The organism is Bacillus sp. FSL K6-0993 (assembly GCF_037977205.1).
Taxonomy (GTDB): domain Bacteria; phylum Bacillota; class Bacilli; order Bacillales; family Bacillaceae; genus Bacillus; species Bacillus subtilis.
Genome location: NZ_CP150275.1, coordinates 4,009,906 through 4,036,741, shown reverse-complemented (window position 1 = coordinate 4,036,741; position 26,836 = coordinate 4,009,906). Strand labels below are relative to the sequence as shown.

The following is a 26,836-nucleotide window of genomic DNA, read 5'->3' as shown; positions in this document are numbered from 1 at the left end:
TGAGTTTTACTCACATGGTGGGGAGTGATAGAAATGCCAAGCTTTTATGAAAAACCGCTGTTTCGGTATCCCATCTATGCATTGATTGCTCTGTCAATTACTACAATCCTCATCAGCTTTTATTTTAACTGGATATTAGGAACCGTTGAAGTGCTGCTGCTGGCAGTTATTTTGTTTTTTATTAAGCGTGCTGATTCTCTTATTCGACAAGAGATTGATGCTTATATTTCTACGTTGTCCTACAGGTTGAAAAAAGTCGGTGAAGAGGCATTGATGGAAATGCCGATTGGAATCATGCTTTTTAATGACCAATATTATATAGAATGGGCAAATCCGTTTCTTTCCTCTTGCTTTAATGAAAGCACTTTAGTGGGGAGATCACTTTACGATACTTGTGAATCGGTAGTGCCGCTTATCAAACAAGAGGTGGAATCGGAAACGGTTACATTGAATGACCGCAAGTTTAGGGTTGTCATCAAACGGGATGAGCGTCTCTTATATTTCTTTGATGTAACAGAACAAATTCAGATTGAAAAGCTATATGAAAACGAAAGAACCGTCCTGGCATATATTTTCCTTGATAACTATGATGATGTGACACAAGGATTGGATGACCAGACGAGAAGCACGATGAACAGCCAGGTGACATCTTTGCTGAACGCTTGGGCGCAGGAGTACGGGATCTTCTTGAAAAGGACGTCTTCAGAACGCTTTATCGCTGTACTTAATGAACACATCTTAACTGAACTCGAAAATTCGAAGTTTTCGATTCTTGATGAAGTGCGGGAAAAAACCTCATTTGACGGTGTAGCGCTGACGTTAAGCGTCGGTGTCGGGGCTTCAGTCTCTTCCCTGAAAGAACTTGGCGATTTGGCGCAATCCAGCTTGGACTTAGCACTGGGACGCGGCGGAGACCAGGTAGCCATTAAGCTGCCAAACGGCAAGGTGAAGTTTTACGGCGGTAAAACAAACCCAATGGAGAAACGAACAAGGGTGCGGGCCCGCGTGATTTCTCACGCCTTAAAGGAAATCGTCACCGAAAGCAGCAATGTGATTATCATGGGGCATAAATTCCCCGACATGGATTCTATCGGTGCAGCGATCGGAATTTTAAAGGTGGCTCAGGCAAATAACAAAGATGGTTTTATCGTGATTGACCCAAATCAAATCGGTTCAAGTGTGCAGCGTTTGATTGGGGAAATCAAAAAGTATGAAGAACTGTGGTCAAGATTTATTACGCCTGAAGAAGCAATGGAAATTTCCAATGATGACACACTGCTTGTGATCGTTGATACACATAAGCCGTCACTCGTCATGGAGGAACGGCTGGTCAATAAAATTGAACATATCGTGGTCATCGACCATCACCGCAGAGGTGAGGAGTTTATCAGAGATCCGTTGCTCGTTTATATGGAACCATACGCTTCTTCCACAGCGGAATTGGTGACAGAGCTGCTTGAATATCAGCCGAAGCGCTTAAAAATCAATATGATTGAAGCAACAGCCCTATTAGCTGGTATAATAGTGGATACAAAGAGCTTTTCTCTCCGCACGGGCTCGCGGACTTTTGATGCGGCTTCTTATTTAAGGGCAAAAGGCGCCGACACGGTGCTGGTGCAGAAGTTCCTGAAAGAAACCGTTGATTCCTATATTAAACGGGCGAAGCTGATCCAGCATACGGTCCTCTATAAAGATAACATTGCGATTGCTTCTCTTCCTGAAAATGAAGAGGAATACTTCGATCAAGTGCTGATTGCGCAGGCTGCCGATTCGCTGCTGTCGATGAGTGAGGTTGAGGCTTCCTTTGCGGTGGCGAGACGGGATGAACAAACGGTTTGTATCAGTGCGCGGTCGCTTGGCGAGGTAAATGTTCAGATCATCATGGAGGCCCTGGAAGGCGGAGGGCATTTAACAAATGCGGCGACTCAGTTGTCCGGCATTTCAGTTTCTGAAGCGCTGGAACGGCTGAAGCACGCCATAGATGAGTATTTTGAGGGAGGCGTACAGAGATGAAGGTTATTTTCTTACAAGATGTAAAAGGAAAAGGAAAAAAAGGCGAAGTCAAAAACGTAGCAGACGGTTATGCGCATAACTTTCTAATTAAAAAAGGCCTCGCGGTTGAAGCGAACGCGTCAAACATCAGCGCGCTAAACGGACAAAAGCAGAAAGAGAAAAAAGAAGCCATTGCCGAGCTTGAGCAGGCTAAGAGCTTGAAAGAGACATTAGAAAAACTGACTGTTGAGCTTAGCGCAAAATCAGGTGAGGGCGGCCGTTTATTTGGTTCAGTGACAAGCAAGCAAATTACTGAACAGCTCCAAAAAGACCATAACATTAAAGTAGATAAGCGGAAGCTTGAACTGCCGGACGGCATTCGTGCATTAGGATATACAAACGTGCCTGTGAAGCTGCATCCTGAAGTGCAGGCTGTGTTAAAGGTACATGTAAAAGAAGAAGCTTAATAGAAAAGAGGCTTGGATTCATCCAAGCCTCTTTTTTTTATTCCACGAGATAAAGAGTTTGCTGGCTTTCTCTGCCAGGTCCTCTTCGCATTCCCTGCACGCTGTTTGTGCTGCTAGAGGAACCGCTGTACTCGTCAGATGTTATTTCTTTTCCGTTTTTCTTAATCCAGGAAACAAGTTCGCTGTTGCCTGAGTTGTTTTCGGACAGAAGGAAGTATTTCACTTTGCCTTCTTTGATCAGTTTTTTCAGTTCCGACACAGTCAGAATGGGATCCGTGCCGTTAAATCCGCCCATTGCCATAACAGATTCATTTTCGTAAATGATGTATGGCGCAGCTGTTACAGTTGTCAAAGTAGCAAATAAATATTCTTCGCCGGTATTGTGTTTTCTCAGATAGGACAGGAGCCCGCTGTCGACCTCTGAAGAGAACATGTTCCCGCCGTTTGCTGAGCCTTTGAGCTGCGGGCCGGATTCAGGAAGGACGCTGTTGCCACCGTATAGAAGCGGCGTTGCTGACCAGTAAACAGGTGTGAGAAGCAGAACGCACAAGCTGATGATGGTCAGCAGCTTACTGAACGGATGGCTGCGTTTAAGCATCAGAAGTGCAAGGGAGATGCCCAGTCCTACGAGTCCTAGGACATACATCCATACACTGCCAATTTGGCTTGTATAAGCACTCAGAATATACACCTGGAACGCGGCTGTGATCAGAACGGCTGCCGGCAGAAGATAGCTGGACCAGTCTTTATTATTTTTGTATAAGCGGTGCATCGTATACCATCCGATACCAGAAAGGACGGCAATCGGCGGTGCCAGCATAATCAAATAATACTGGTGGAAGAATCCTGCGATGCTGAAGAAACCAGCCACGGGAACAAACCAAGCCGCCCAGAATAGCGTTTCTTTCATTTCAGCAGCATGTCCGCGGCGATCACGGTACCAGCTGACGATTGCGCCCAGTAATCCGATCAATGAGAATGGAAGCATCCAGCTGATTTGGCCGGAAAGTGCTGATTGGAAAAGACGAAGCGGTCCAGGATCACCGGTGCCGAACATATTCACGCTTTTTCCGCCTCCACCGCCAGGCCCTCCATTTCCAGGTCCGTTGCCACCTGTGGGAGGTGTGCCTCCGCCTCCATTGAGAGCGCCGGTTTGTCCGTTAGGCGGCTGAGGCGCCTGTGAATGGTTTCCGAATGATTGATTTCCGTTCTGAGAAAAAGATGAACCGTTGCCATTTGGCGCTTGCATGTTGTCTTGATTCTGCATGTTCCCTCCGCCAGCAGCATTCATATCACCCTTTGCCAGGCCCGTAGTTTGCCCAAGCAGACGCTCTGTGCCGTTGTAGCCAAAGGCCAGTTCTAGCACTGAGTTAGTCTGGCTGCTTCCTACATAAGGCCGGCTTGAGGAAGAGGCTGAATCCACTGCAATCGCCCATGAGAGTGAAAGGCCTGTCAGAAGGACAAGAGACAGAAGCAGGGGCCCGATTTTTTTCTTTAGAGAAACCCGAGATGCAACTAGGTAGAATAACACAAATGCAGGCAATACCATAAACGCTTGCATCATCTTCATATTAAAGGCGAGCCCAATTAGGGCAAATGCCATCAGCAGCCAAACCAGCTTGCTTTGTTTTACTGCCCGAAACAGGCAAGCTGAACCGAGCAATAAGGTAAAAACAAGCATGCTGTCGATATTGTTTGTCCGGCTGACAGCTACTGCGATAGGGGTCAGTGCCATGACAAGTGCGGCAATGCGGGCCGCTCCAATTCCAAAAGTCGGCTTAATCATTCTGTAGAGAAGGAATACAGACCCAACTCCGGCAAGAGCCTGGGGAATGATGACACTCCACGTGTGAACACCGAAAATCAGTGCGAAAATCGTTTGAATCCATAACACGACAGGAGGCTTATCTACTGTCACAAATCCAGAAGGGTCAAATGACGCATAAAAGAAATTATGGAAGCTTTGCGTCATGCTTTTTACAGCCGCCAAATAGTACTGGTTCGCTGTGTCCTCCTGCCAAATGTGATACGTATTCAAAAAAGCTGCTCCCAGCAAAATAAGAATAAGGGCTGCGTCGAATCGTTTGGTTTTCATCGTTTTTCACCTCTTTATGGTGTCTAATTGTAAAAAACAAATATGAAAAACTTATGAATAAACCATAAATATTCAAAGAAAAAAGCGGAGATATTTTCCCCGCTTTTATGCTGAATTTCTTTGTTTTTCTGACTGAAAAATGTATCGATCTCGTCCGGCTCCCTGTCCGGCTGCTCCCATTACGATCAGGGCAGCAATGAGAAGCACAATCGGCATCGTCCAAGAATGCGTCTGGTCAAAGAGATAGCCGACAAAGATTGGCCCGACTGCTGCCAGCAGGTAGCCGAATGACTGAGACATGCCTGACAGCGCAGCGGCCTGTTGGGCATTTTCACTGCGGAGACCAATCAAAGTGAGCGCCAGACTAATGCTGGAGCCTTGCCCGATACCGATAATGATCATCCAGATGGCAAGCAATGTATGGCTTCCGCCCACTAATAATCCGCAGAGGCCGATCAGATAAACTGAGGCCAGCACCGCAACGATACCGCGCTGCTGTTTCACACGGTCAGCTAAAACTGGTGTCAGAAAAGTGGAAGGCAGACTCGCAAATTGCATGAGTGATACCATCCATCCGGCTGTTGCCGTATCAATTCCGTGTGAACGAAGAATTTCAGGAAACCAAGCGATGCTGCTGTAAAATAAAAACGATTGCAGGCCCATAAAGATGGTGACATACCATGCCATTTTGGAAGCCCAAATGGAACTGGATTGCAGCTTCATTGTCTGGTTTGCCGTATCTCGATGGCGCAGCTGAGGTATCCAGATCAACAATGCAAGCAAAGCCAGCCCGCCCCATAAGAGAAAGGCTTGTTTCCATCCGCCATTCATCTGGGTCGCTAAAGGAACGCTGACACCCGATGCTAAAGCTGCGAATATATTCATTGATGTCGTATACAGGCTGATCATGATCCCTGGCTTTTCAGGGTATTTATGTTTGATTAAGCTTGGCAAAAGTACGTTTCCAATCGCAATCCCGACGCCGATAAGTGCCGTTCCGAAAAACAAAGCGGCAGTATAGCCGGTAGAACGAGTCAAAACACCGATAAGCAGTATCACGAGACCTAGCCATAAAGTTCGCTCATTTCCGAGGCGCTGTCCAAGCTTAGGTGCAAGCGGAGAAAGAACTGCAAACGAAAGCAGCGGCAGTGCGGTCAAAAAACCGGCTGCACCATTGGACATGTGCAGCTCTGCCCGGATAGAGCTGATGACCGGACCGACTGAAGTGATCGCGGGCCGTAAGTTAAAGGCGATAAAGATAATGCCGGCGATCAGCCAAAATGATTGGATTTTTTTATTATGTGGATATGGCAAAGCAGTTACTCCTCTTTTCTAACATATACATGATATTATCCCGAAACAGGTAAGCAAGTATGTGAATGAAAGCTATGATTTGTCCTCTTTTTGCAGTTCAGCCATTTTGGCAAGCAGAATATGCTGAGGCATATGCATGATCTGTTCAAGCGGCAGATTCAAGGACTCTGCAAGCTTTTGTGCAGTTTCAGCAGAAATTTGCAAAGGTCTCACAAAAGATCCCTCCTCTCTTCTGTCCATTGTACAAGAATCAGATGTGAAATGTAAGAAGATGTCACAAAGGAATAGAGCAATCGGAAAATGGCCGTTATAAAAGAGGTAAGGAGGGTTCTTATGCACGCACCGTTATCCTTATTAAAACAAATGCTGAAGGAACACCAAATAGACACTGAAAAAGCTTTCACTTTCGAAGAATATATAGCAGTGAGGCTAAAGCTTCAGGAGCTGATGGGGAAATTTGCTTCGATCGGGGAGTGGGATCTGTATCAAAAAGCGGCAGATTTGATGATGCACATAGGCATCCAATGGATGAAATAAACTGATAACCGCTAAAAAACCCTCGCTGCAGCGAAGGCTTTCATTCATTAAAATGAGTGTTCTTCTTCCACATTTTTAAACTGGTCATAAATTACAAGCTTAGACGGACTGTTTTCCTTAGCCACCTGTTTGGCCTTTTCAATAGCGGCGTCTTTAGACGTATACAAAGCTGTCGGCGCTACATTCTCCACCTCAATAAACCAGCCGTCCGCATCAACATTAGGTGTAATCGCATATTTCTTTATCATCTTTCATTCCTCCCTCATGTTTTATTGCATTTTTCCCGCCTTTTTACTGTCCGAAACGATCCAATCTGCTAACTGAAAAAAACAGGAAACAGACAATTTTTCTATTTTTTTTCTGTAGAAATGGTAGAATGGAGGTTGGAGATTTTTTAATGAGAGGACGGTGCTTAGCATGACAGACCTTCTGAATGACCGGCTTCCTCCGCAAAATATAGAAGCCGAACAAGCCGTGTTAGGCGCTATTTTTTTACAGCCGTCTGCTTTAACACTGGCTTCAGAAGTATTGATTCCAGATGATTTCTATAGAATGTCCCACCAAAAAATCTATAATGCGATGCTGGTGCTCGGTGACCGAGGTGAACCGGTTGATCTGGTGACGGTAACATCAGAGCTTGCGAACACAGACCTGCTGGAAGAAGTAGGCGGCATCTCATATTTGACAGATATCGCAAACTCGGTGCCGACAGCGGCTAACATAGAATATTACGCGAAGATCGTTGAGGAAAAATCGATTCTTCGCCGATTAATCAGAACTGCGACAACGATTGCTCAAGACGGGTATACCCGTGAGGATGAGGTCGAGGATTTACTCAGTGAAGCGGAAAAAACGATTATGGAAGTGGCACAGCGCAAAAACACGAGTGCCTTCCAAAATATTAAGGACGTCCTTGTCCAGACCTATGATAATATCGAACAGCTTCACAATCGAAAAGGTGATATCACGGGAATTCCAACAGGGTTTACGGAGCTTGACCGGATGACTGCGGGTTTCCAGCGCAACGACTTGATCATTGTGGCTGCCCGTCCGTCAGTAGGGAAAACAGCCTTTGCCCTGAACATCGCACAAAACGTGGCGACAAAGACCGATGAGAGCGTAGCGATTTTCAGTCTTGAGATGGGTGCAGAGCAGCTCGTTATGCGTATGCTCTGTGCCGAGGGAAATATCAATGCCCAGAATCTCCGTACAGGTAACCTGACCGAAGAGGATTGGGGCAAGCTGACGATGGCAATGGGAAGCCTGTCGAACAGCGGGATTTACATCGATGATACACCGGGTATTCGGGTGAGTGAAATCCGTGCCAAGTGCCGCCGCTTGAAGCAGGAAAGCGGACTGGGCATGATTTTGATCGATTACCTGCAATTGATTCAGGGAAGCGGTCGTTCAAAGGACAACCGTCAGCAGGAAGTATCTGAAATTTCCCGTGAACTGAAATCGATTGCCAGGGAGCTGCAAGTCCCTGTTATCGCGCTTTCTCAGCTTTCCAGGGGTGTTGAGCAGCGTCAGGATAAACGTCCGATGATGTCTGATATCCGGGAATCAGGAAGTATCGAGCAGGACGCGGATATTGTCGCGTTCCTTTATCGTGATGACTACTATGACAAAGAAACTGAGAATAAAAATATTATCGAAATTATTATCGCCAAACAGCGTAACGGCCCGGTAGGAACCGTGTCTCTCGCGTTCGTAAAAGAATACAACAAATTCGTCAACCTGGAACGGCGTTTTGATGACGCAGGCGTTCCGCCCGGCGCATAAGCCCCAAGAGCAGCTCTTGGGGTTTTTTCATTCGAAAGATGGAAGAAATACCGTTCGCTCAGCGGATGAAAAATTGAAAGCGTTTTAATAAAATGGTGCAAAAAGGAGATGGTAACAATATGGGAGAACGTTTTTCGTCTTTTCACGCAGCACAAATCCGAATTGCGCGTCCTACGGGCCAGCTTGATGAGATTATTCGTTTTTACGAAGAGGGACTGTGTTTGAAACGAATAGGAGAATTTTCACAGCACAACGGGTATGACGGTGTCATGTTCGGCCTTCCTCATGCCGATTATCATTTGGAATTCACCCAGTATGAAGGGGGAAGCACTGCCCCCGTTCCCCATCCCGACAGCCTTCTTGTTTTTTATGTGCCGAATGCAGATGAACTGGCAGCGATCACTTCAAAGCTAAAACACATGGGCTATCAAGAGGTCGAATCAGAGAACCCGTACTGGAGCAATGGGGGCGTGACGATAGAGGACCCGGACGGCTGGCGGGTCGTTTTTATGAATTCAAAAGGGATATCAGGCAAGTGATTCTTTCTTATGCTAAAGGATGAAAGTTTCACAAGCTTTTTATGACAAAACAGTGAGAAAACGCTTATAAAACGAATGGAAGCGAACGAATATAGATTTACAATAATTTAATGTTCGGATTTACAATTGACTTTCTGTTTCTTCACTGATAAACTTGATTTGTTTGAATAGAATCGTTTTGAAAGGTTAACGGAGGTGCACGGACATGTCTTCAGTAGTTGTAGTAGGTACGCAATGGGGCGATGAAGGGAAAGGTAAAATTACAGATTTCCTATCAGAAAATGCAGAAGTGATCGCCCGTTATCAAGGCGGAAATAACGCAGGGCATACAATCAAGTTTGACGGAATCACATATAAGCTTCACTTAATCCCGTCTGGAATTTTCTATAAGGATAAAACGTGTGTAATCGGAAACGGAATGGTTGTAGATCCGAAAGCATTAGTCACAGAGCTTGCGTATCTTCATGAGCGCAACGTGAGTACAGATAACCTGAGAATCAGCAACAGAGCTCACGTCATTCTGCCGTATCATTTGAAATTGGATGAAGTGGAAGAAGAGCGTAAAGGGGCTAATAAGATCGGCACAACGAAAAAAGGAATCGGCCCTGCTTACATGGATAAAGCAGCCCGCATCGGAATTCGCATCGCGGATCTGTTAGACCGTGACGCGTTTGCGGAAAAGCTTGAGCGCAATCTTGAAGAAAAAAACCGTCTTCTTGAGAAAATGTACGAGACAGAAGGGTTTAAACTTGAGGATATCTTAGACGAATATTATGAGTACGGCCAGCAGATTAAAAAATATGTTTGCGATACATCTGTTGTCTTAAACGATGCTCTTGATGAAGGGCGCCGTGTATTATTTGAAGGCGCACAAGGGGTTATGCTCGATATCGACCAAGGAACATACCCGTTTGTTACGTCATCTAACCCGGTTGCCGGCGGTGTCACGATCGGTTCTGGTGTCGGCCCGACCAAAATCAAGCACGTTGTCGGTGTATCAAAAGCATATACGACTCGTGTCGGCGACGGTCCTTTCCCGACTGAGCTGAAGGATGAAATCGGCGATCAAATCCGTGAAGTCGGACGCGAATATGGAACAACAACAGGCCGCCCGCGCCGTGTCGGCTGGTTTGACAGCGTTGTTGTCCGCCACGCCCGCCGTGTGAGCGGAATTACAGATCTTTCTCTGAACTCTATTGACGTCCTAACAGGAATTGAAACGTTGAAAATCTGTGTGGCGTACCGCTACAAAGGCGAAATTATTGAAGAATTCCCAGCAAGTCTTAAAGCACTTGCTGAATGTGAGCCGGTTTATGAAGAAATGCCAGGCTGGACTGAGGATATTACAGGTGCGAAGAGCTTGAGCGAGCTTCCGGAAAATGCGCGCCATTATCTTGAGCGTGTGTCTCAGCTGACAGGCATTCCGCTTTCTATTTTCTCTGTCGGTCCAGACCGCTCACAAACAAATGTCCTTCGCAGTGTGTACCGCGCGAACTAAATAGAATATGTCTGCAAGCCCCTATATCAGGGGCTTGTTTTTTGTTTGAAAGCCGCATATAAGTTGGTCTGAGAAAAAAATATGAAAAAAAACCAAAAAAGTTATTGCCACTTCTATTTGTTCGTGATATTATAAATCTCGTTGTTACGGAAACTGCTTCAATAGAGTACAAGATGAGAACTAGATCTAAGTCGTTTGCTCTATAGAAATTCCGACATCTTTAAGAGCCATTAGCTCAGTTGGTAGAGCATCTGACTTTTAATCAGAGGGTCGAAGGTTCGAGTCCTTCATGGCTCACCATTTCGTGAAGGCCCGTTGGTCAAGCGGTTAAGACACCGCCCTTTCACGGCGGTAACACGGGTTCGAATCCCGTACGGGTCATTGATTTACTTTAGCGTTATTGCTAAATTCCTTATTTGTCTGTGAGGGCTGACACGACAGCTCTCCGGGCAATTACTGTAAGGTCCGGTAGTTCAGTTGGTTAGAATGCCTGCCTGTCACGCAGGAGGTCGCGGGTTCGAGTCCCGTCCGGACCGCCATTTTACTTTACTTAGTAGAGAAAAATAAAACATTTGGCTCGGTAGCTCAGTTGGTAGAGCAACGGACTGAAAATCCGTGTGTCGGCGGTTCGATTCCGTCCCGAGCCACTTACCAAACGCATCTGCAATCGTAGGTGCGTTTTTTCTTTTAGGAAAAAGGCAAACATGAGGAGTGTTATAATAGAAGAAAAAGGGAGAACCGGCCCTGCGGCCGGTTCAAAGAAGAAGACGTCATTGATAAAGACGCACTCCGGTGAGGGGAGGTTTCAATAAAGTTATCTTTTTTAAAAAAAGTTGACCAGCATGACAATAGATAAACAACTGGCGATAAAGGTGAAACTTGTGTTTTTTTTCTAAACCTTTATTTTTTTTATCTTTTGACCTTAAACCGTTATAATAGACAAGGACCCATTCTTTACATGGGCCATAAGTGATGAAACGAATGTTATATAGATGAAATGAAGTCATTCGGCAGGAGGAAAATCAAAATGATGGATAAAAAGATCCTTGTAGTAGATGATGAAAAACCGATTGCAGATATATTGGAATTTAACTTAAGAAAAGAAGGCTATGAAGTGCACTGTGCCCACGACGGAAACGAAGCCGTTGAAATGGTAGAAGAGCTTCAGCCTGATTTAATTCTTTTAGATATTATGCTCCCGAATAAAGACGGCGTTGAAGTATGCCGCGAAGTCAGAAAGAAATACGATATGCCAATCATTATGCTGACGGCTAAGGATTCAGAAATTGACAAGGTTATCGGGCTTGAAATCGGTGCTGATGACTATGTCACAAAACCATTCAGCACACGCGAGCTCTTGGCGCGTGTAAAAGCGAACCTGCGCCGCCAGCTGACAACAGCGCCTGCGGAGGAAGAGCCTTCCTCTAACGAGATTCATATCGGCTCTCTCGTCATCTTCCCTGACGCGTACGTTGTATCAAAACGAGACGAAACAATCGAATTGACTCATCGTGAGTTCGAATTGCTTCATTATTTAGCAAAACATATCGGACAAGTGATGACCCGTGAACATTTGCTTCAAACCGTTTGGGGCTATGATTACTTCGGCGATGTCAGAACGGTTGACGTAACAGTCCGCCGGCTTCGCGAAAAAATCGAGGACAACCCGAGCCATCCAAATTGGATCGTCACACGCCGCGGTGTAGGTTATTACTTGAGAAACCCAGAACAGGACTAATGCCCATATGAATAAGGTTGGTTTTTTTCGGTCGATCCAATTTAAGATTACCTTGATTTATGTGCTTTTGATTATCATTGCCATGCAAATCATTGGTGTGTATTTTGTCAATCAGGTAGAGAAGTCGCTGATCAGCTCTTATGAACAATCGCTGAATCAGCGAATCGACAACCTTTCTTATTATATCGAACAAGAATATAAGAGCGATAACGACAGCACAGTTATAAAGGATGACGTCAGCCGTATTTTGAATGACTTCACGAAAAGTGATGAGGTTCGGGAAATTAGCTTTGTAGATAAAAGCTATGAAGTGGTCGGTTCTTCAAAGCCGTATGGTGAGGAAGTGGCTGGGAAACAAACGACCGATCTGATTTTCAAAAGAATTTTTTCTACCAAACAGTCGTATTTAAGAAAATATTATGACCCGAAAAGCAAAATCAGAGTTCTTATTTCCGCGAAGCCCGTTATGACTGAAAACCAAGAGGTTGTCGGCGCGATCTATGTTGTCGCGAGTATGGAAGATGTCTTTAATCAAATGAAGACGATCAACACGATACTGGCGTCCGGTACAGGTTTGGCACTTGTTTTGACGGCTCTTCTCGGTATTTTTCTGGCAAGAACCATTACCCATCCGCTTTCAGATATGCGAAAGCAGGCGATGGAGCTTGCGAAAGGGAATTTCTCGAGGAAGGTTAAAAAGTACGGGCATGATGAAATTGGGCAGCTGGCCACAACGTTTAACCACTTAACGAGAGAGCTTGAAGATGCCCAGGCGATGACTGAAGGAGAACGCAGAAAGCTAGCCTCTGTCATTGCCTATATGACAGACGGCGTAATCGCTACAAACCGAAACGGAGCGATTATTCTCTTAAACAGCCCAGCGCTGGAGCTGTTGAACGTTTCACGTGAAACAGCCTTGGAAATGCCGATTACGAGTTTGCTGGGGCTTCAAGAGAATTATACTTTTGAAGATTTAGTGGAGCAGCAGGATTCTATGCTGCTTGAAATTGAGCGCGATGATGAATTAACGGTGCTTCGCGTGAATTTCTCTGTGATTCAAAGGGAACACGTCAAAATTGATGGTTTAATCGCTGTCATTTACGATGTAACCGAACAAGAGAAAATGGATCAGGAACGCAGAGAATTCGTTGCGAATGTATCACATGAGCTGCGGACGCCGCTTACGACAATGCGCAGCTATTTAGAAGCGTTAGCTGAAGGCGCGTGGGAAAATAAAGACATTGCTCCGCGCTTCTTAATGGTGACGCAAAATGAAACAGAGCGTATGATCCGGCTTGTCAATGATCTGCTTCAACTGTCGAAATTTGACAGTAAAGATTATCAATTTAACCGGGAATGGATTCAGATTGTCCGGTTTATGTCGCTTATTATTGACCGTTTTGAAATGACAAAAGAGCAGCATGTGGAGTTTATCCGCAATCTGCCGGACAGAGATCTGTACGTCGAGATTGACCAGGATAAAATAACGCAGGTGCTCGATAATATTATTTCTAACGCTTTAAAATATTCACCAGAAGGCGGACATGTCACGTTCTCGATTGATGTCAATGAAGAAGAAGAACTTCTCTATATCAGCGTGAAGGATGAAGGGATCGGCATTCCGAAAAAAGATGTCGAAAAAGTCTTTGACCGCTTCTATAGGGTGGATAAAGCGAGAACGAGAAAGCTTGGCGGCACCGGTCTGGGATTGGCGATTGCCAAGGAAATGGTACAGGCGCACGGCGGAGATATTTGGGCGGACAGCATAGAAGGAAAAGGCACGACGATTACATTTACTCTTCCATATAAAGAGGAACAAGAGGATGATTGGGATGAAGCGTGAAAATATAAAAACGATATTACTTACGGTACTCGTCGTCATCAGTCTTGTTTTTACATGGGGGATATGGACGTTCCAGCCAAACTTTTCTGAAGGCTCATCCTCAACAGAGTCTACTGTTCGTGTGAAACATAAAATCGAAAAAACCACCCAAAAGCTGTCTGAAACGGTAAGGCCGAGGGACATGTTTATCCATGATGACGGCGCTCATTACAAGGTGGATGACAATGCCCTCTATGAAGAAATTTGGTCTGACTTGCCGCATTGGGATGTGAAAGGAATTAAAGATATTTCGGATCAGTATGACAAGGCTGGATTCAAAAGCTGGTTTTATGGAATAGGCGGTTCTGAAGCCAAGCTTGACTTGCAATTCAGCGATACGATTCCGATTGATATTTTCCAAACGCTGTTTAAATGGTCTAATCAGTCGTTTGAATACAGTTCGTTTGATCATATTCTGATCCCGTTCAATGAAACAAAAGCGAACAAGAAAATCTATTTGGTGTCTTACAGCAAACAGCTCATTCTTGAAGTGACGGTTGAATCGGCAAACTACCGGAACATTATGAACGACTTGAAAAACAGGCAATCAAATATGCCGGCGTTCAGTTTGTTCTCTATTGGCTCAAAGAAAGAGTTCTTGCTGCCGAACAAACCGCTTACGATGGACAAAAAAGAATTTGTCACAGAATCGATTAAAACAAATACCTTTAAGCAGGCTTTGTTTAGTGATCCGAGCATTGTAAGAGAAGATTCGAATTACAACAACAGAAATGTGCTGACAGATGGGATCAGCCGTTTAGATGTGAATCTAAGCCAGCGACAGGTGCAATTTCAGCAGCGCAATTTGGTGCAGAGCACATCCTATCAAACAGGTGAATTAATCAAAAAGAGCCAAAAATACCTTGAGGATACCGGAAGCTGGACGGATCACTATCAATTTTTCAATATCAATGACAGCCAGCAGCTGAGCTTCTATATCTTTATGGATCAGATCCCGGTCATTAACAGCACCGCCAAACCTTTCGGAGCGACATCGGCGATTACGATGCAATGGGCGAATGATGATATTCTCAGCTATAAGCGGCCGAATTACAGTCTCGGAACGAATCCGATTAAAACAAGTGAAACAGAGCTCATGAGCGGCAGCGAAGTGAGGATGCTGCTTTCGAAACAAACCGCTTATGATACGGACAAAATTGATCAGATCTTCCTTGCTTATCAATTGGTATCAACATCAACCAACGATGATCCTCTCGTTGAACTGGAACCGGTTTGGGCGATGAAAGTAAATGGAAAAATTGTGCCGATTACAAAGGATTTATTGAGGAAGGAGGGGGCTAGCAGTGGAGTGGAATAAGACAAAATCAATCTTCATCGTTGCCTTCCTCATTTTAGATATTTTCTTAGGCTATCAGTTTTTTCAAAAATGGCAGGCTACCGGAAAAGAATATGAAGTCATTAAAAATGATGTCGAGCATGACATGAAGGCCGATCATATCACGTATGAAGGCTTGAATAAGGAAGCGACAGAAGGCTATCGGATCACGGCAAATCAAAAATCTTTCTCCAAGGAGGAAATTGAGGCGCTGAAGGATCAAAAGCCTTTGATGGACATGCCTAGTGATGATCATAAAGTAACGAGCCTGAAAATGAAGTTTGCAAATCCAATCGCCCTATCAAAGAAGGATATCGAGGACGATGCTCAGGCACTTGTTTCTTCGAAAATTCAAGATGGCGAAAAATATAAGCTTTGGAAGGTTGATAAATCGAAGAAAGAAATTATTTTCTTCCAAACGTACGAAGGTCATTATATTTACCAAAAGACCGACAATCCTTCTAATATGATCGGGCAAGTGGTGCTGCACTTAAACGGTAAAAACGAGGTTGTGTCATACGACCAGACTACGCTTGAGACCTTCAAGCAAATCCAGAAAGAAAGCTTAATTACTGAAATGGATGCGGTTGAGCTATTGTACTATCAAAATCAATTGAAAGAATACAGCACTGTGAAGAGCTGTAAATTCGGCTATGTAGCACAATATCCGCTGACAAGTACGCAGGTGCTGGCGCCGGTATGGAGAATTACGGTCGAGTACGAGAAAAAAGTGAACGGTGAGAAAAAGACAGTACAAGAGTATTTTACTGTGAATGCTTTGGAGAGTACGATTTTAGATACAGATCAATGAAAATAATGGAGTGAGACAAACATGAGCTTGCAATTTAGCGTACTTGCGAGCGGGAGTACGGGAAATGCGTTTTACCTCGAAACAGAGAATCACGCATTTTTAGTGGACGCCGGTTTGAGCGGAAAAGCCATGGATGGGCTGATGGCGCAGATCGGGCGTAAGCTGGATGATGTAGACGGCATTTTTGTGACGCATGAGCATAGTGACCATATTAAGGGCCTTGGTGTCGTCGCCAGAAAGTACAAGCTTCCGATCTATGCGAATGAGAAGACTTGGAAAGCGATGGAGAATCAAATCGGCAAAATTGACACCGATCAAAAGTTTGTATTTCCGATGGAGACGGTGAAGTCGTTCGGCGGACTTGATGTTGAATCGTTTGGCGTTTCCCACGATGCGGCGGAACCGATGTTTTATGTATTCCATTATAACGGCCGAAAGCTCGCGTTAATGACAGATACGGGATATGTCAGCGACCGGATGAAAGGCATTATCCGTTCAGCGAATGTGTTTGTGTTTGAAAGCAATCACGATGTCGGTATGCTGCAAATGGGAAGATACCCATGGAGCATTAAGCGGCGGATTTTAAGTGACGTCGGGCACGTTTCAAATGAAGATGCTGCCTTGGCGATGACGGATGTCATTGGCGATGAGACGTCTCGTATTTACCTGGCGCATTTGAGCCAGGACAATAACATGAAGGAGCTGGCAAGAATGTCCGTGCAGCAGACATTGGCTTCTAAAGGATTTGTGACGGGCGAGACATTTGACTTGTATGACACCGATCCGAAGAAGGCCACTCCGCTTTGCGCTGTATAATTTTTCTATGTAAATCATGACTATTCTAGGAGTTTCTAACCCACAATATAACCATATTAACGTTCTTGGAAAGGATGGAATATGGTGGATTACGAACGTGAGGAAGAACATACTACTCCTGAACAGCCAAAGAGAAGCAAAAAAGGATATTTTCTTTCGAGTCTGATTGGCGTGATTGTCGGTGCCGTATTAATGGCGTTTATCATGCCGTACCTTTCAAATGAAGGGCTAGATACAGGCGCCTTAGATCAGCAGCAAAACAACAACGGCCGGGAATCAATCAGGACGGTGAATGTCAGTGTCAACAATGCCGTCACCAAGATTGTCAGCAATGTGTCGCCCGCCGTTGTCGGTGTTGTGAACATCCAAAAATCAGATATTTGGGGAGAGAGCGGCGAGGCTGGGAGCGGCTCTGGCGTCATCTATAAGAAAAATGACCATTCCGCTTATGTCGTGACCAACCATCATGTCATCGAAGGCGCTTCCCAAATTGAAATCAGCTTGAAAGACGGCTCACGTGTATCAGCTGATCTTGTCGGCAGCGACCAGCTGATGGACCTTGCCGTTTTACGGGTGAAAAGCGATAAGATTAAAGCAGTCGCCGATTTCGGAAATTCAGATAAAGTGAAGTCTGGGGAGCCGGTTATTGCGATCGGGAACCCGTTAGGCCTTGAGTTTGCTGGCTCTGTCACACAAGGCGTCATCTCAGGTACGGAGAGGGCGATCCCAGTGGATTCAAACGGTGATGGACAGCCTGACTGGAACGCAGAAGTCCTGCAAACAGATGCGGCCATTAATCCTGGGAACAGCGGCGGTGCTTTGTTAAATATGGATGGGAAGGTCATTGGCATCAATTCAATGAAAATTGCCGAGTCGGCGGTTGAAGGGATTGGCCTGTCGATTCCATCTAAGCTCGTGATCCCTGTGATAGAGGATTTAGAGAGATACGGAAAGGTCAAACGCCCGTTCCTTGGGATTGAGATGAAATCGCTAAGCGACATCGCAAGCTATCATTGGGATGAAACATTAAAGCTTCCTAAGAATGTTACCAATGGAGCGGTTGTGATGGGTGTAGACGCCTTTTCACCTGCCGGAAAAGCGGGGCTGAAGGAACTGGATGTCATCACGGAATTTGACGGATACAAAGTAAATGATATTGTTGACCTGCGAAAACGGCTTTATCAGAAAAAAGTCGGTGACCGGGTGAAGGTGAAGTTTTACCGCGGCGGAAAAGAAAAATCTGTAGACATCAAGCTGTCCTCCGCAGACCAATTAGGCAGTTAATAAAAGCAGTCTGGCATCGTTGCCAGGCTGTTTTGATATGCAAAAAACTGAACGAGGGTCACGCCCGTTCAGTTGAAAAGGATATATCGAATATGAAGAAAAATACAAGATGGATGTTACACGTGAAACAGCAAACAGCAGTTAGCTGCAAATACTTCCGTTCTCTGCATGGACTTTAATGGTTTGTACCGTGTGGTTGCTGGCTGTGATGGTGATGATGTACACATAGGTGCCATTTTCTTTTTTCAATGCAAAAGAAGAGATGTAGTGTTTGACCAGGATAAGATGAAACAGGTCATTCTGAATTTGGTTTATACCGCAGTGCAGTATACAAATGAGAAAACCAGTGCCATCACCATCTGTCTGCAAAGAGGCAGTGACGGCGTGATGCTGATGATAGCGGACAACGGCACAGGGATCGCACCGGAGCATTTGCCGCATTTATTTGACCGATTTTACAGGGCAGACCCATCCCGCTCCCGGAAATATGGAGGTTCGGGATTAGGCCTTGCCATAACGAAATCGATTATCGACAGCCACAATGGGACGATTGAAGTGAAAAGTGAAATCGGCAGAGATACTGTTTTCCTGATCAGGCTTCCTGCCCCGGATTATTCGTTAGACGAGTGAGAAAATTTCTTCAGCCGATATTGGAGGCTTTGTCTGCTGATGCCAAGCTCCTGAGCAGCTTTCGAGATGTTATGGCCGTGTTTTCTTAACACGTTCTCTATCACATATTTTTCGAAGCTCTCCATTTTTTCTTTTAAGTCCGCGGCCGGCTGGTGTCTTGGTGTTTCCGGCTCTGGGATGTCAGCCGGCTTGATTTTCATGCGGTATTGATAGGGCAGATGGGAGGCCGTAATCGTTTGCTCGTCCGTCATGAAATTCATTGCGCCTTCGATCATATGCTCAAGCTCGCGAATATTTCCCGGCCAGTCATAAGAAAGGAAAAATTGCTTCACGTCTTCGCTGATGTGTTCAACATTCATTTGGAACAGATGGTTGTTTTTCTGGATGAACTCCGACGCGAGAAGCAAAATGTCTTCTTTTCGTTCCCGAAGCGGCGGGATGATCAGCGTCACGACACTCAGTCTGTAATACAAGTCCTTCCGCATTCGTTCGCCGGCAATTGCATCAATTGGATCTTCATTCATCGTGGCAATAATACGGACGTCAATCGGTGTATCCTTTGTCGAACCGATGCGCCTGATTTTCCGTTCTTGAAGGGCGCGCAACAGCTTCGCCTGAAGGCTGAGATTCAGCGAGTTGATTTCATCTAACAGCAGCGTCCCGCCGTGAGCTTGTTCAAACAGGCCGGGCTGGTCGACAGCGCCGGTAAACGCGCCTTTTTTCGTCCCAAACAAAATGCTTTCCACAAGGCTGTCTGGCAGTGCCGCACAGTTTTGCGAAATAAACGGGCCTCCAGAACGATCGCTTCCATTATGGATACTTTGCGCGAACAGTTCTTTTCCCGTGCCGGTTTCGCCTGCGAGAAGGACAGATGATGACGTACGGGTTGCCCGCTTGGCGTTTTCGATGACGTCTTGAATGGCCGGACTGGTGCCGAGAATACTGTCAAACGTATAGGTTGTGCTGCCTTTTTTGTTCATATTCTCCCTGATCAGCCGTTCAAGCTTTGTCACATCCTTGGCAATTTCAACGGCGCCCCTGATTTTGCCGTCCTGGACGATGGGATATGTATGATTGATCGTCGTAATTTCCTGGCCTTTATTATTGAAATAGCTCTGTTTGACGTTTTTAATCGTCTTGCCTTCCTGAAGAGCCTGTACCAGTGTGCTGTCCTGCTGCTTTGAAAACATAAACACATCCATCAGGTTTTTATTCAAGACGTCATGCTTCTCCATATCTTCAATCTGCATCATTTTATTGTTATAAACGATTGTGTTTCCATGCTCGTCTACCACGTGCAGGCCAACATCGATTTCATCTAAAATACTCTGAAAAACCAATGTGAGGAATTCGCTGTCTTTGACCACTGTATGAACCTCCCTCAATTATTTTCTTAATATTGCTTCTATTTTATAAAAAAATGGAGAGGATATGCAAAAGAATTTTGCACTTGCTGGAATTTTTGCTCGAAATATCAGAATGTTTTTGCACCTTGTCCTCGAAAATTGTAGAAAACACACGAATTCTTGATTTGGCACAGAACTTGCATTTATATAAAGGGAAAGCAGGATAACATGTTGAAACAGAAAACAAGGGGGAATTCAAATATGTCAGCTTTATCTAAATCCAAAGAAATTATTGATCAGACGTCTCATTACGGAGCCAACAATTATCATCCGCTCCCGATTGTTATTTCTGAAGCGCTGGGTGCTTGGGTAAAGGACCCGGAAGGCAATGAATATATGGATATGCTGAGTGCTTACTCTGCGGTAAACCAGGGTCACAGACACCCGAAAATCATTCAGGCATTAAAGGATCAGGCTGATAAAATTACCCTCACGTCACGCGCGTTTCATAACGATCAGCTTGGGCCTTTTTACGAAAAAACAGCTAAACTGACAGGCAAAGAGATGATTCTGCCGATGAATACAGGAGCTGAAGCGGTTGAATCTGCAGTGAAAGCGGCGAGACGCTGGGCGTATGAAGTGAAGGGCGTAGCTGACAATCAAGCGGAAATTATCGCATGTGTCGGGAACTTCCACGGCCGCACAATGCTGGCGGTATCTCTTTCTTCTGAAGAGGAATATAAACGAGGATTCGGCCCGATGCTTCCGGGAATCAAACTCATTCCTTACGGCGATGTGGAAGCGCTTCGACAGGCCATTACGCCGAATACAGCGGCATTCTTGTTTGAGCCGATTCAAGGCGAAGCGGGCATTGTGATTCCGCCGGAAGGATTTTTACAGGAAGCGGCGGCAATTTGTAAGGAAGAGAATGTCTTGTTTATTGCGGATGAAATTCAAACGGGTCTCGGACGTACAGGCAAGACATTTGCCTGTGACTGGGACGGCATTGTTCCGGATATGTATATCTTGGGCAAAGCGCTTGGCGGCGGTGTGTTCCCAATCTCATGTATTGCGGCGGACCGCGAGATCCTAGGCGTATTTAACCCTGGCTCACACGGTTCAACATTTGGCGGAAACCCGCTTGCATGTGCAGTGTCTATCGCTTCATTAGAAGTGCTGGAGGATGAAAAGCTGGCGGATCGTTCTCTTGAGCTTGGCGAATACTTTAAAAGCGAGCTTGAGAGCATTGACAGCCCGGTCATTAAAGAAGTCCGCGGCAGAGGGCTGTTTATCGGTGTGGAATTGACGGAAGCAGCACGTCCGTATTGTGAGCGTTTGAAGGAAGAAGGGCTTTTATGCAAGGAAACGCATGATACAGTCATTCGTTTTGCACCGCCATTAATCATTTCCAAAGAGGATTTGGATTGGGCAATAGAGAAAATTAAGCACGTGCTGCAAAACGCATAAATCCGCACCATGGCGGGATATTCACTTCGTTTGTATAAATTTACAACAGAAAAATCAGCACTCCCTATTTGCTCAGCTACAGTATTTTAGTATAATGTATCTTTATGAGAAGAAGTGAATTTTATATTAAATAGATAGAGACTCTTTGGACAGCGAACTGGGATAGCACCATGCAGATGTTCCAGCTTAGATCCAATACAAGTTGCTGAAGGGGTGCAGAATGTGAATACAAACCAAGATAACGGAAATCAGCTCCAGCGGACAATGAAATCACGCCATTTGTTCATGATTTCATTGGGCGGAGTGATCGGAACCGGTTTCTTCCTTGGAACCGGGTTTACCATTAACCAAGCGGGACCGCTCGGCGCGGTTCTGTCCTATTTAGTGGGCGGCTTTATCATGTTTTTGACGATGCTCTGCTTAGGAGAGCTGGCAGTCGCCTTTCCTGTGTCGGGGTCCTTCCAGACCTATGCCACGAAATTTATCAGCCCGGCCTTCGGGTTTGCGTTCGGCTGGCTGTACTGGCTCGGCTGGGCGGTTACATGCGCCATTGAATTTTTATCAGCGGGGCAGCTGATGCAACGCTGGTTTCCGCATATAGACGTATGGATCTGGTGTCTGGTCTTTGCGGCACTGATGTTTATTTTAAATGCGATCACCACAAAAGCCTTTGCGGAATCTGAATTCTGGTTCTCAGGCATTAAAATTTTGATTATCCTTTTATTTATTATTCTCGGCGGAGCTGCCATGTTTGGCCTGATTGATCTGAAGGGCGGAGAGCAGGCGCCGTTTTTGACACATTTTTATGAAGACGGGTTATTTCCGAACGGCATAAAGGCCATATTGATAACGATGATTACCGTGAACTTTGCGTTCCAGGGAACTGAGCTGATCGGGGTTGCGGCCGGAGAAAGTGAAAACCCTGAAAAAACGATTCCGCGGTCGATCAAACAGACAGTATGGAGAACGCTTGTCTTCTTTGTGCTTTCCATCATTGTCATTGCCGGCATGATTCCGTGGAAACAGGCGGGTGTCGTGGAAAGTCCATTTGTTGCCGTATTTGAGCAAATCGGAATCCCATATGCAGCTGATATCATGAACTTTGTTATTTTAATCGCGCTGTTATCTGTTGCGAATTCAGGTTTATACGCATCAACGCGTATCCTGTACGCGATGGCGAATGAAGGACAGGCCTTCAAAGCGCTCGGCAAAACAAATCAGCGAGGTGTGCCGCTGAACGCGTTAATTGTAACGATGGCTGTGGCTTGCCTGTCGCTTCTGTCAAAAGTGGCGGCGGCTGAAACCGTATATATGGTGCTGTTATCATTGGCGGGCATGAGTGCGCAGGTCGGCTGGATCGCGATTTCGCTTTCCCAAATCATGTTCAGACGCAAATATATCCGTGAGGGCGGGAAGATAGAAGATTTGAAATTTAAAACACCGCTGTACCCGGTGCTTCCGCTGATCGGCCTAACATTAAATACGGTCGTGCTCATCAGCCTTGCATTTGATCCGGAGCAGCGTATCGCGCTGTATTGCGGCGTACCGTTTATGGTCATTTGCTACATCATTTATCATGTCGTCATTAAAAAACGCCAGCAGGCGAATCGTCAGCTAGAGCTTTAAAACGTTGTCCGTAAGTCATCTTTGTTATAACCCGCATAGGACATTATCTTAAATGTTGAGGTGGAATCACAGATGGATAAAACGATTTCGGTTATTGGAATGCCAATGGATTTAGGACAAGCACGACGCGGAGTAGATATGGGCCCGAGTGCCATCCGGTACGCTCATCTGATCGAGCGGCTGTCAGACATGGGGTATACGGTTGAAGATCTCGGTGACATTCCGATCAACCGTGAAAAAATCAAAAATGACGAGGAACTGAAAAACCTGAATTCTGTTTTGGCGGGAAATGAAAAACTCGCGCAAAAGGTCAACAAAGTCATTGAAGAGAAAAAATTCCCGCTTGTCCTGGGCGGTGACCACAGTATTGCGATCGGCACGCTGGCAGGCACAGCGAAGCATTACGATAATCTCGGCGTCATCTGGTATGACGCGCACGGCGATTTGAATACACTTGAAACTTCACCATCGGGCAATATTCACGGCATGCCGCTCGCGGTCAGCCTCGGCATTGGCCACGAGTCACTGGTTAACCTTGAAGGCTACGCGCCTAAAATCAAACCGGAAAACGTGGTCATCATTGGCGCCCGGTCACTTGATGAAGGGGAGCGCAAGTACATTAAGGAAAGCGGCATGAAGGTGTACACAATGCACGAAATCGACCGTCTTGGCATGACAAAGGTCATTGAAGAAACCCTTGATTATTTATCAGCATGTGATGGCGTCCATCTGAGCCTTGATCTGGACGGACTTGATCCGAACGACGCACCGGGTGTCGGAACCCCTGTCGTCGGCGGCATCAGCTACCGGGAGAGCCATTTGGCTATGGAAATGCTGTATGACGCAGGCATCATTACCTCAGCCGAATTCGTTGAGGTTAACCCGATCCTTGATCACAAAAACAAAACAGGTAAAACAGCAGTAGAGCTCGTAGAATCCCTGCTAGGGAAGAAGCTGCTGTAATAAGAAAACCCCCGCACCCGCGGGGGTTTTTCATTTATCCAATCATTTTCTCAGCGACTTTCATTTCCTGTGAGTGGGTTTGATGGTCCGCAATAAACCAACCTGATAAAATCACCGCTGCGACGCCTGCGCCAATCAGAAATCTTTTCATTTATATAACCTCCGTTCGTTTAATCAGTTCTTCAATCTGTAATGCTTCATAAAAAAAGTGGGAAGCTTCTTTGTAAAGCTCAAGTTCCCTATACCGTTCGCCAGCCAAAATGGAAAGTTCTCTTACACTGTCATACTCTTTCTCGGACAACAAGTCATCCATATGTTGTTTGCATAAGTGAAACGTTTCCGCATGACCCCCTTCTGCATAAATGGCATATAAAATGTCTATTTTTGCCTCACATATTCTATTCGGCTCAGCAGTCAATTTTTCCTTCACGTCTTGGTAATAAGATAAGGCCTGTTCTTTCTTTTTGACCTTAAACAGCTCTCGTATCAGCAAGTAGACAGAATGATAATAATAGGCGGAGCGGGCATACTCTTCGTTCTGTAAGGCTTCCTCTAATTTCGAAACCGCTTCTTCTGATTTGCCGCTTTGCGCATGAAGAAGGCCGAAGTTATGCAAAAGCTGGGCTTCAAAAAAATGATCCTCTAATTCACTCGTGATCCGAATTGCTTCGTCCAAATAAGCCTCAGCTTCTTCAAACTGGCTCATCTCTGTAAAATTGCCTGACATGGTAATCAGCGCTGAAGCCAGCTTCTTTTTATAATCAGTCTCTTCCCTGAACGTTTTGACCGCTTGCCGTGTATGATTGAGGGATACAATATTTTGTCCCAGCTTATAATAGAGCTTTCCGACCTTCAGGTGAAATTCGGCTTTCTCAATCGGATCGGGAATGTTGTCGAGATACTGCTCTGCATCTTTATACAGCCCAATGGCAATATCATAATTATTTTTATAGGCCTCATACATGCCTTCAAACAGAAAAAAGTAATATTTCAGCATGTCAGACGTAGCATTCATATGAGAAGGCTCCTCATGCTGAAAGCCCTGTCCTCTCGCCTCGTGAAGCAAAACCTTGTGACGCAGTTCCAATAAGGAGAAGTAGGCAAGCACCTCCTGATCCTCTTCCATGTCATCCAATAAAGGCTTCACTTCTTCAAATAAACGGGAGGACTCTTCCACTTCATGTTTCTTGATAGCAAGGTACCAATCGTTAAGCATGCTAGCGATTTCTGCGGGTGCGATCTTATTCATGTGAAACTCCTTTCTCTAGTGACTTATCAATCTCAGTTGCTTATTCTGATAGTAACACCTCTTTCTATTTTATGTAAAATCCTCTAGTCAATATATGAAGGAGAGATGATATGACAATCATGCTGATCACAATGCAGTCAGAAGAATTTCGGTCTTATCTCACATACACAACAAAGCATTACGCGAAAGAAAAGGTAAAAGCGGGAACATGGCTGCCTGAAGATGCACAGCTTTTGTCTAAGCAGGCGTTTACTGATCTGCTTCCGAGAGGGCTGGAAACACCCCATCACCATTTGTGGAGCCTCAAGCTGAATGAAAAGGATATCGTTGGCTGGCTCTGGATACATGCTGAACCGGAGCATCCGCAGCAGGAAGCGTTTATTTATGATTTCGGGTTATATGAACCGTATCGGGGAAAGGGCTACGCAAAGCAAGCATTGGCGGCATTAGATCAAACGGCACGCAGCATGGGAATCCGCAAGCTGTCCCTTCATGTCTTTGCCCATAATCAGACGGCGCGAAAGCTATATGAGCAAACCGGATTTCAAGAAACAGACGTAGTGATGAGCAAGAAGATTTAACGAAAAGGGCCTGATAAAGGCCTTTTTCTGTAAACGATTTCTAAAAATTCTGTAAATAACCTAGTTACTTTCCTTATTTTCCTAATATAATGTGGGTGAGGAAATTACCTTTCCTACACTCACAAGAAAAGAGGAGATGTAATGAAGTTGAAGAAACGAGTGTCGATGTTTTTGGTAGCGCTTACAATGTGTGGCGGCCTGTTTGTTTCTCCCGCCAAAGCCGTAAAGACCACAAATTATGCTGAAGAAATCGCCGCACTGCAGCCAGGCACGACACCGGAAGAAATCATGAAATCTGCCAGCCAGATTGCCAAACAGCAGCACGTAGAGCAGGACGTTATCCTAAAACAGTTCTATAAGGAAATCACGGCTGATAAAGCAGAAGGAGACCGGCTCGCCAAGGAAAGCGGCATGTCTATCATGGGCGGGTCGTCCGGCACGAAAAAACTCCCGACAAGCGCGAAAGGCAATATCTATTACACGAACTCCTACACAGCCTACTACAATCACGGCCACGTCGGCATGTACTCCGCTGCTGACAAAATTGTTGAATCTGTCCCGAGCGACGGCGTCAGGCAGATCGCTTATAATGCCAGAGACGTGGAAGACAACTCCATTGTGCAAACCGTCAGCGTATCCTCATCTCAAAAAACAGCTGCTGCCGACTGGGCGGTATCAAAGGTCGGCGACCCATACTCATTTAACTTCGTCAATAACAGAAATACGGGCCATGACGGCGCCAAAAACTGTTCAAAGCTCCTATGGTCTGCCTTTTTGCTAAAAGCAGGGATTGATATAGACAGCAACGGAGGCTTAGGCGTGTATCCGCGCGACATCACAAGTTCTTCGTATACGACAACCATCATGACCATTTACTAAGGAG

24 protein-coding genes, 4 tRNA genes and 2 pseudogenes are annotated in these 26,836 nt (G+C 45.4%); 23 read left to right on the top strand and 7 right to left on the bottom strand.

Going from position 1 to position 26,836, the window contains the following annotated elements:
* The first annotated feature begins 33 nt into the window (after window positions 1-33).
* Both gdpP and rplI read left to right on the top strand, forming a co-directional pair.
* Window positions 34-2,013 (top strand): cyclic-di-AMP phosphodiesterase GdpP, encoded by a 1,980-nt coding sequence (gene gdpP / locus MHH79_RS20905; RefSeq protein ID WP_309529947.1) that lies wholly within the window; start codon window positions 34-36, stop codon window positions 2,011-2,013.
* On the top strand, window positions 2,010-2,459 hold the full coding sequence (gene rplI / locus MHH79_RS20900; RefSeq protein ID WP_003226915.1) for a 50S ribosomal protein L9: 450 nt from the start codon (window positions 2,010-2,012) through the stop codon (window positions 2,457-2,459). The genes gdpP and rplI overlap by 4 nt, the downstream gene beginning before the upstream one ends.
* A gap of 37 nt (window positions 2,460-2,496) precedes the next feature.
* On the opposite strand, the gene MHH79_RS20895 is transcribed toward rplI, so the two are convergent.
* The 3 genes from MHH79_RS20895 to MHH79_RS20885 form a co-directional block, all read right to left on the bottom strand.
* Complete coding sequence (locus MHH79_RS20895; protein ID WP_340034888.1) at window positions 2,497-4,554, bottom strand: glycosyltransferase family 39 protein; 2,058 nt, start codon at window positions 4,552-4,554, stop codon at window positions 2,497-2,499.
* 105 nt (window positions 4,555-4,659) lie between these two features.
* The gene (locus MHH79_RS20890) at window positions 4,660-5,868 is read right to left on the bottom strand and encodes a CynX/NimT family MFS transporter (RefSeq protein ID WP_340034887.1); all 1,209 of its coding nucleotides are present in this window, start codon (window positions 5,866-5,868) and stop codon (window positions 4,660-4,662) included.
* Between the two features lie 72 nt (window positions 5,869-5,940).
* Complete coding sequence (locus MHH79_RS20885; RefSeq protein ID WP_003242786.1) at window positions 5,941-6,081, bottom strand: YycC family protein; 141 nt, start codon at window positions 6,079-6,081, stop codon at window positions 5,941-5,943.
* Window positions 6,082-6,201: 120 nt separating this feature from the next.
* On the opposite strand from MHH79_RS20885, the gene MHH79_RS20880 reads away from it, so the two are divergent.
* On the top strand, window positions 6,202-6,405 hold the full coding sequence (locus tag MHH79_RS20880) for a hypothetical protein (protein ID WP_047183492.1): 204 nt from the start codon (window positions 6,202-6,204) through the stop codon (window positions 6,403-6,405).
* Window positions 6,406-6,452: 47 nt separating this feature from the next.
* Here the strand turns inward: MHH79_RS20880 and MHH79_RS20875 are convergent, their stop codons facing one another.
* Window positions 6,453-6,653, bottom strand: a complete 201-nt coding sequence (locus tag MHH79_RS20875; protein WP_003226922.1) for a DUF2188 domain-containing protein — start codon at window positions 6,651-6,653, stop codon at window positions 6,453-6,455.
* A gap of 169 nt (window positions 6,654-6,822) precedes the next feature.
* Between MHH79_RS20875 and dnaB the strand changes: the two genes are divergently transcribed.
* From dnaB to MHH79_RS20800, 15 genes and pseudogenes are all read left to right on the top strand, one after another.
* Window positions 6,823-8,187 (top strand): replicative DNA helicase, encoded by a 1,365-nt coding sequence (gene dnaB / locus MHH79_RS20870; protein WP_003226923.1) that lies wholly within the window; start codon window positions 6,823-6,825, stop codon window positions 8,185-8,187.
* A 119-nt stretch (window positions 8,188-8,306) separates the two neighbouring features.
* Window positions 8,307-8,726: a VOC family protein gene (locus tag MHH79_RS20865; protein ID WP_015483960.1), complete on the top strand. Its 420-nt coding sequence runs from the start codon at window positions 8,307-8,309 to the stop codon at window positions 8,724-8,726.
* A gap of 205 nt (window positions 8,727-8,931) precedes the next feature.
* Window positions 8,932-10,224, top strand: a complete 1,293-nt coding sequence (purA, locus tag MHH79_RS20860; protein WP_003226929.1) for an adenylosuccinate synthase — start codon at window positions 8,932-8,934, stop codon at window positions 10,222-10,224.
* A gap of 224 nt (window positions 10,225-10,448) precedes the next feature.
* Window positions 10,449-10,524: transfer RNA gene (locus MHH79_RS20855), tRNA-Lys, on the top strand.
* 9 nt (window positions 10,525-10,533) lie between these two features.
* Window positions 10,534-10,605: transfer RNA gene (locus MHH79_RS20850), tRNA-Glu, on the top strand.
* 81 nt (window positions 10,606-10,686) lie between these two features.
* Window positions 10,687-10,763 (top strand) — tRNA-Asp (locus MHH79_RS20845).
* A 35-nt stretch (window positions 10,764-10,798) separates the two neighbouring features.
* Window positions 10,799-10,871: transfer RNA gene (locus tag MHH79_RS20840), tRNA-Phe, on the top strand.
* A 383-nt stretch (window positions 10,872-11,254) separates the two neighbouring features.
* Window positions 11,255-11,962: a cell wall metabolism DNA-binding response regulator WalR gene (gene walR, locus MHH79_RS20835; RefSeq protein ID WP_003244363.1), complete on the top strand. Its 708-nt coding sequence runs from the start codon at window positions 11,255-11,257 to the stop codon at window positions 11,960-11,962.
* Window positions 11,963-11,969: 7 nt separating this feature from the next.
* Window positions 11,970-13,805 carry a cell wall metabolism sensor histidine kinase WalK gene (walK, locus tag MHH79_RS20830; protein ID WP_340034886.1) on the top strand — a complete coding sequence of 612 codons (1,836 nt, stop codon included), beginning with the start codon at window positions 11,970-11,972 and terminating at the stop codon, window positions 13,803-13,805.
* The gene (walH, locus tag MHH79_RS20825) at window positions 13,795-15,162 is read left to right on the top strand and encodes a WalRK two-component regulatory system regulator WalH (RefSeq protein WP_041518280.1); all 1,368 of its coding nucleotides are present in this window, start codon (window positions 13,795-13,797) and stop codon (window positions 15,160-15,162) included. The genes walK and walH overlap by 11 nt, the downstream gene beginning before the upstream one ends.
* Window positions 15,149-15,991: a WalRK two-component regulatory system regulator WalI gene (walI, locus tag MHH79_RS20820; protein ID WP_003244037.1), complete on the top strand. Its 843-nt coding sequence runs from the start codon at window positions 15,149-15,151 to the stop codon at window positions 15,989-15,991. The genes walH and walI overlap by 14 nt, the downstream gene beginning before the upstream one ends.
* Before the next feature lie 21 nt (window positions 15,992-16,012).
* Window positions 16,013-16,807 (top strand): MBL fold metallo-hydrolase, encoded by a 795-nt coding sequence (locus tag MHH79_RS20815; protein WP_015483958.1) that lies wholly within the window; start codon window positions 16,013-16,015, stop codon window positions 16,805-16,807.
* 81 nt (window positions 16,808-16,888) lie between these two features.
* Window positions 16,889-18,091: a serine protease HtrC gene (htrC, locus tag MHH79_RS20810; protein WP_021481077.1), complete on the top strand. Its 1,203-nt coding sequence runs from the start codon at window positions 16,889-16,891 to the stop codon at window positions 18,089-18,091.
* A 19-nt stretch (window positions 18,092-18,110) separates the two neighbouring features.
* Window positions 18,111-18,236, top strand: a pseudogene (locus tag MHH79_RS20805) (hypothetical protein).
* A gap of 122 nt (window positions 18,237-18,358) precedes the next feature.
* A pseudogene (locus tag MHH79_RS20800) lies at window positions 18,359-18,721 on the top strand (ATP-binding protein); the annotation flags it as partial.
* Here MHH79_RS20800 and rocR read toward each other — a convergent pair.
* Window positions 18,703-20,088, bottom strand: a complete 1,386-nt coding sequence (rocR, locus tag MHH79_RS20795; RefSeq protein ID WP_122895666.1) for an arginine utilization regulatory protein RocR — start codon at window positions 20,086-20,088, stop codon at window positions 18,703-18,705. The pseudogene MHH79_RS20800 and the gene rocR sit on opposite strands and share 19 nt — an antisense overlap.
* A 240-nt stretch (window positions 20,089-20,328) precedes the next feature.
* Between rocR and rocD the strand changes: the two genes are divergently transcribed.
* The 3 genes from rocD (at window position 20,329) to rocF (ending at window position 24,123) form a co-directional block, all read left to right on the top strand.
* Window positions 20,329-21,534, top strand: coding sequence for an ornithine aminotransferase (gene rocD, locus MHH79_RS20790; RefSeq protein ID WP_015483955.1), 1,206 nt, complete (start codon window positions 20,329-20,331; stop codon window positions 21,532-21,534).
* 222 nt (window positions 21,535-21,756) lie between these two features.
* Complete coding sequence (locus MHH79_RS20785) at window positions 21,757-23,160, top strand: amino acid permease (RefSeq protein ID WP_077670829.1); 1,404 nt, start codon at window positions 21,757-21,759, stop codon at window positions 23,158-23,160.
* 72 nt (window positions 23,161-23,232) lie between these two features.
* Window positions 23,233-24,123, top strand: a complete 891-nt coding sequence (gene rocF / locus MHH79_RS20780) for an arginase (RefSeq protein ID WP_003226959.1) — start codon at window positions 23,233-23,235, stop codon at window positions 24,121-24,123.
* A gap of 34 nt (window positions 24,124-24,157) precedes the next feature.
* Here rocF and MHH79_RS20775 read toward each other — a convergent pair whose 3' ends face one another.
* The gene (locus MHH79_RS20775; RefSeq protein WP_003226961.1) at window positions 24,158-24,274 is read right to left on the bottom strand and encodes a Phr family secreted Rap phosphatase inhibitor; all 117 of its coding nucleotides are present in this window, start codon (window positions 24,272-24,274) and stop codon (window positions 24,158-24,160) included.
* Window positions 24,275-25,372 (bottom strand): response regulator aspartate phosphatase RapG, encoded by a 1,098-nt coding sequence (gene rapG / locus MHH79_RS20770; protein ID WP_047183486.1) that lies wholly within the window; start codon window positions 25,370-25,372, stop codon window positions 24,275-24,277.
* Window positions 25,373-25,482: 110 nt separating this feature from the next.
* On the opposite strand from rapG, the gene MHH79_RS20765 reads away from it, so the two are divergent.
* A complete protein-coding gene (locus MHH79_RS20765) occupies window positions 25,483-25,953 on the top strand; it encodes a GNAT family N-acetyltransferase (RefSeq protein WP_095252470.1) in 471 nt (156 codons plus the stop codon).
* A 141-nt stretch (window positions 25,954-26,094) separates the two neighbouring features.
* Window positions 26,095-26,832 carry a YiiX/YebB-like N1pC/P60 family cysteine hydrolase gene (locus tag MHH79_RS20760; RefSeq protein ID WP_326274933.1) on the top strand — a complete coding sequence of 246 codons (738 nt, stop codon included), beginning with the start codon at window positions 26,095-26,097 and terminating at the stop codon, window positions 26,830-26,832.
* Window positions 26,833-26,836 lie beyond the last annotated feature (4 nt).

Excerpts from the sequence above, each read along its gene's own strand:
- gdpP (WP_309529947.1), top strand. The coding sequence starts at position 34 with ATGCCAAGCTTTTATGAAAAACCGCTGTTTCGGTATCCCATCTATGCA.
- rplI (WP_003226915.1), top strand. The coding sequence starts at position 2,010 with ATGAAGGTTATTTTCTTACAAGATGTAAAAGGAAAAGGAAAAAAAGGC.
- MHH79_RS20895 (WP_340034888.1), bottom strand. The coding sequence starts at position 4,554 with ATGAAAACCAAACGATTCGACGCAGCCCTTATTCTTATTTTGCTGGGA.
- MHH79_RS20880 (WP_047183492.1), top strand. The coding sequence starts at position 6,202 with ATGCACGCACCGTTATCCTTATTAAAACAAATGCTGAAGGAACACCAA.
- MHH79_RS20875 (WP_003226922.1), bottom strand. The coding sequence starts at position 6,653 with ATGATAAAGAAATATGCGATTACACCTAATGTTGATGCGGACGGCTGG.
- dnaB (WP_003226923.1), top strand. The coding sequence starts at position 6,823 with ATGACAGACCTTCTGAATGACCGGCTTCCTCCGCAAAATATAGAAGCC.
- MHH79_RS20865 (WP_015483960.1), top strand. The coding sequence starts at position 8,307 with ATGGGAGAACGTTTTTCGTCTTTTCACGCAGCACAAATCCGAATTGCG.
- purA (WP_003226929.1), top strand. The coding sequence starts at position 8,932 with ATGTCTTCAGTAGTTGTAGTAGGTACGCAATGGGGCGATGAAGGGAAA.
- walR (WP_003244363.1), top strand. The coding sequence starts at position 11,255 with ATGGATAAAAAGATCCTTGTAGTAGATGATGAAAAACCGATTGCAGAT.
- walK (WP_340034886.1), top strand. The coding sequence starts at position 11,970 with ATGAATAAGGTTGGTTTTTTTCGGTCGATCCAATTTAAGATTACCTTG.
- walH (WP_041518280.1), top strand. The coding sequence starts at position 13,795 with ATGAAGCGTGAAAATATAAAAACGATATTACTTACGGTACTCGTCGTC.
- MHH79_RS20815 (WP_015483958.1), top strand. The coding sequence starts at position 16,013 with ATGAGCTTGCAATTTAGCGTACTTGCGAGCGGGAGTACGGGAAATGCG.
- htrC (WP_021481077.1), top strand. The coding sequence starts at position 16,889 with ATGGTGGATTACGAACGTGAGGAAGAACATACTACTCCTGAACAGCCA.
- rocD (WP_015483955.1), top strand. The coding sequence starts at position 20,329 with ATGTCAGCTTTATCTAAATCCAAAGAAATTATTGATCAGACGTCTCAT.
- rocF (WP_003226959.1), top strand. The coding sequence starts at position 23,233 with ATGGATAAAACGATTTCGGTTATTGGAATGCCAATGGATTTAGGACAA.
- MHH79_RS20775 (WP_003226961.1), bottom strand. The coding sequence starts at position 24,274 with ATGAAAAGATTTCTGATTGGCGCAGGCGTCGCAGCGGTGATTTTATCA.
- rapG (WP_047183486.1), bottom strand. The coding sequence starts at position 25,372 with ATGAATAAGATCGCACCCGCAGAAATCGCTAGCATGCTTAACGATTGG.
- MHH79_RS20765 (WP_095252470.1), top strand. The coding sequence starts at position 25,483 with ATGACAATCATGCTGATCACAATGCAGTCAGAAGAATTTCGGTCTTAT.
- MHH79_RS20760 (WP_326274933.1), top strand. The coding sequence starts at position 26,095 with ATGAAGTTGAAGAAACGAGTGTCGATGTTTTTGGTAGCGCTTACAATG.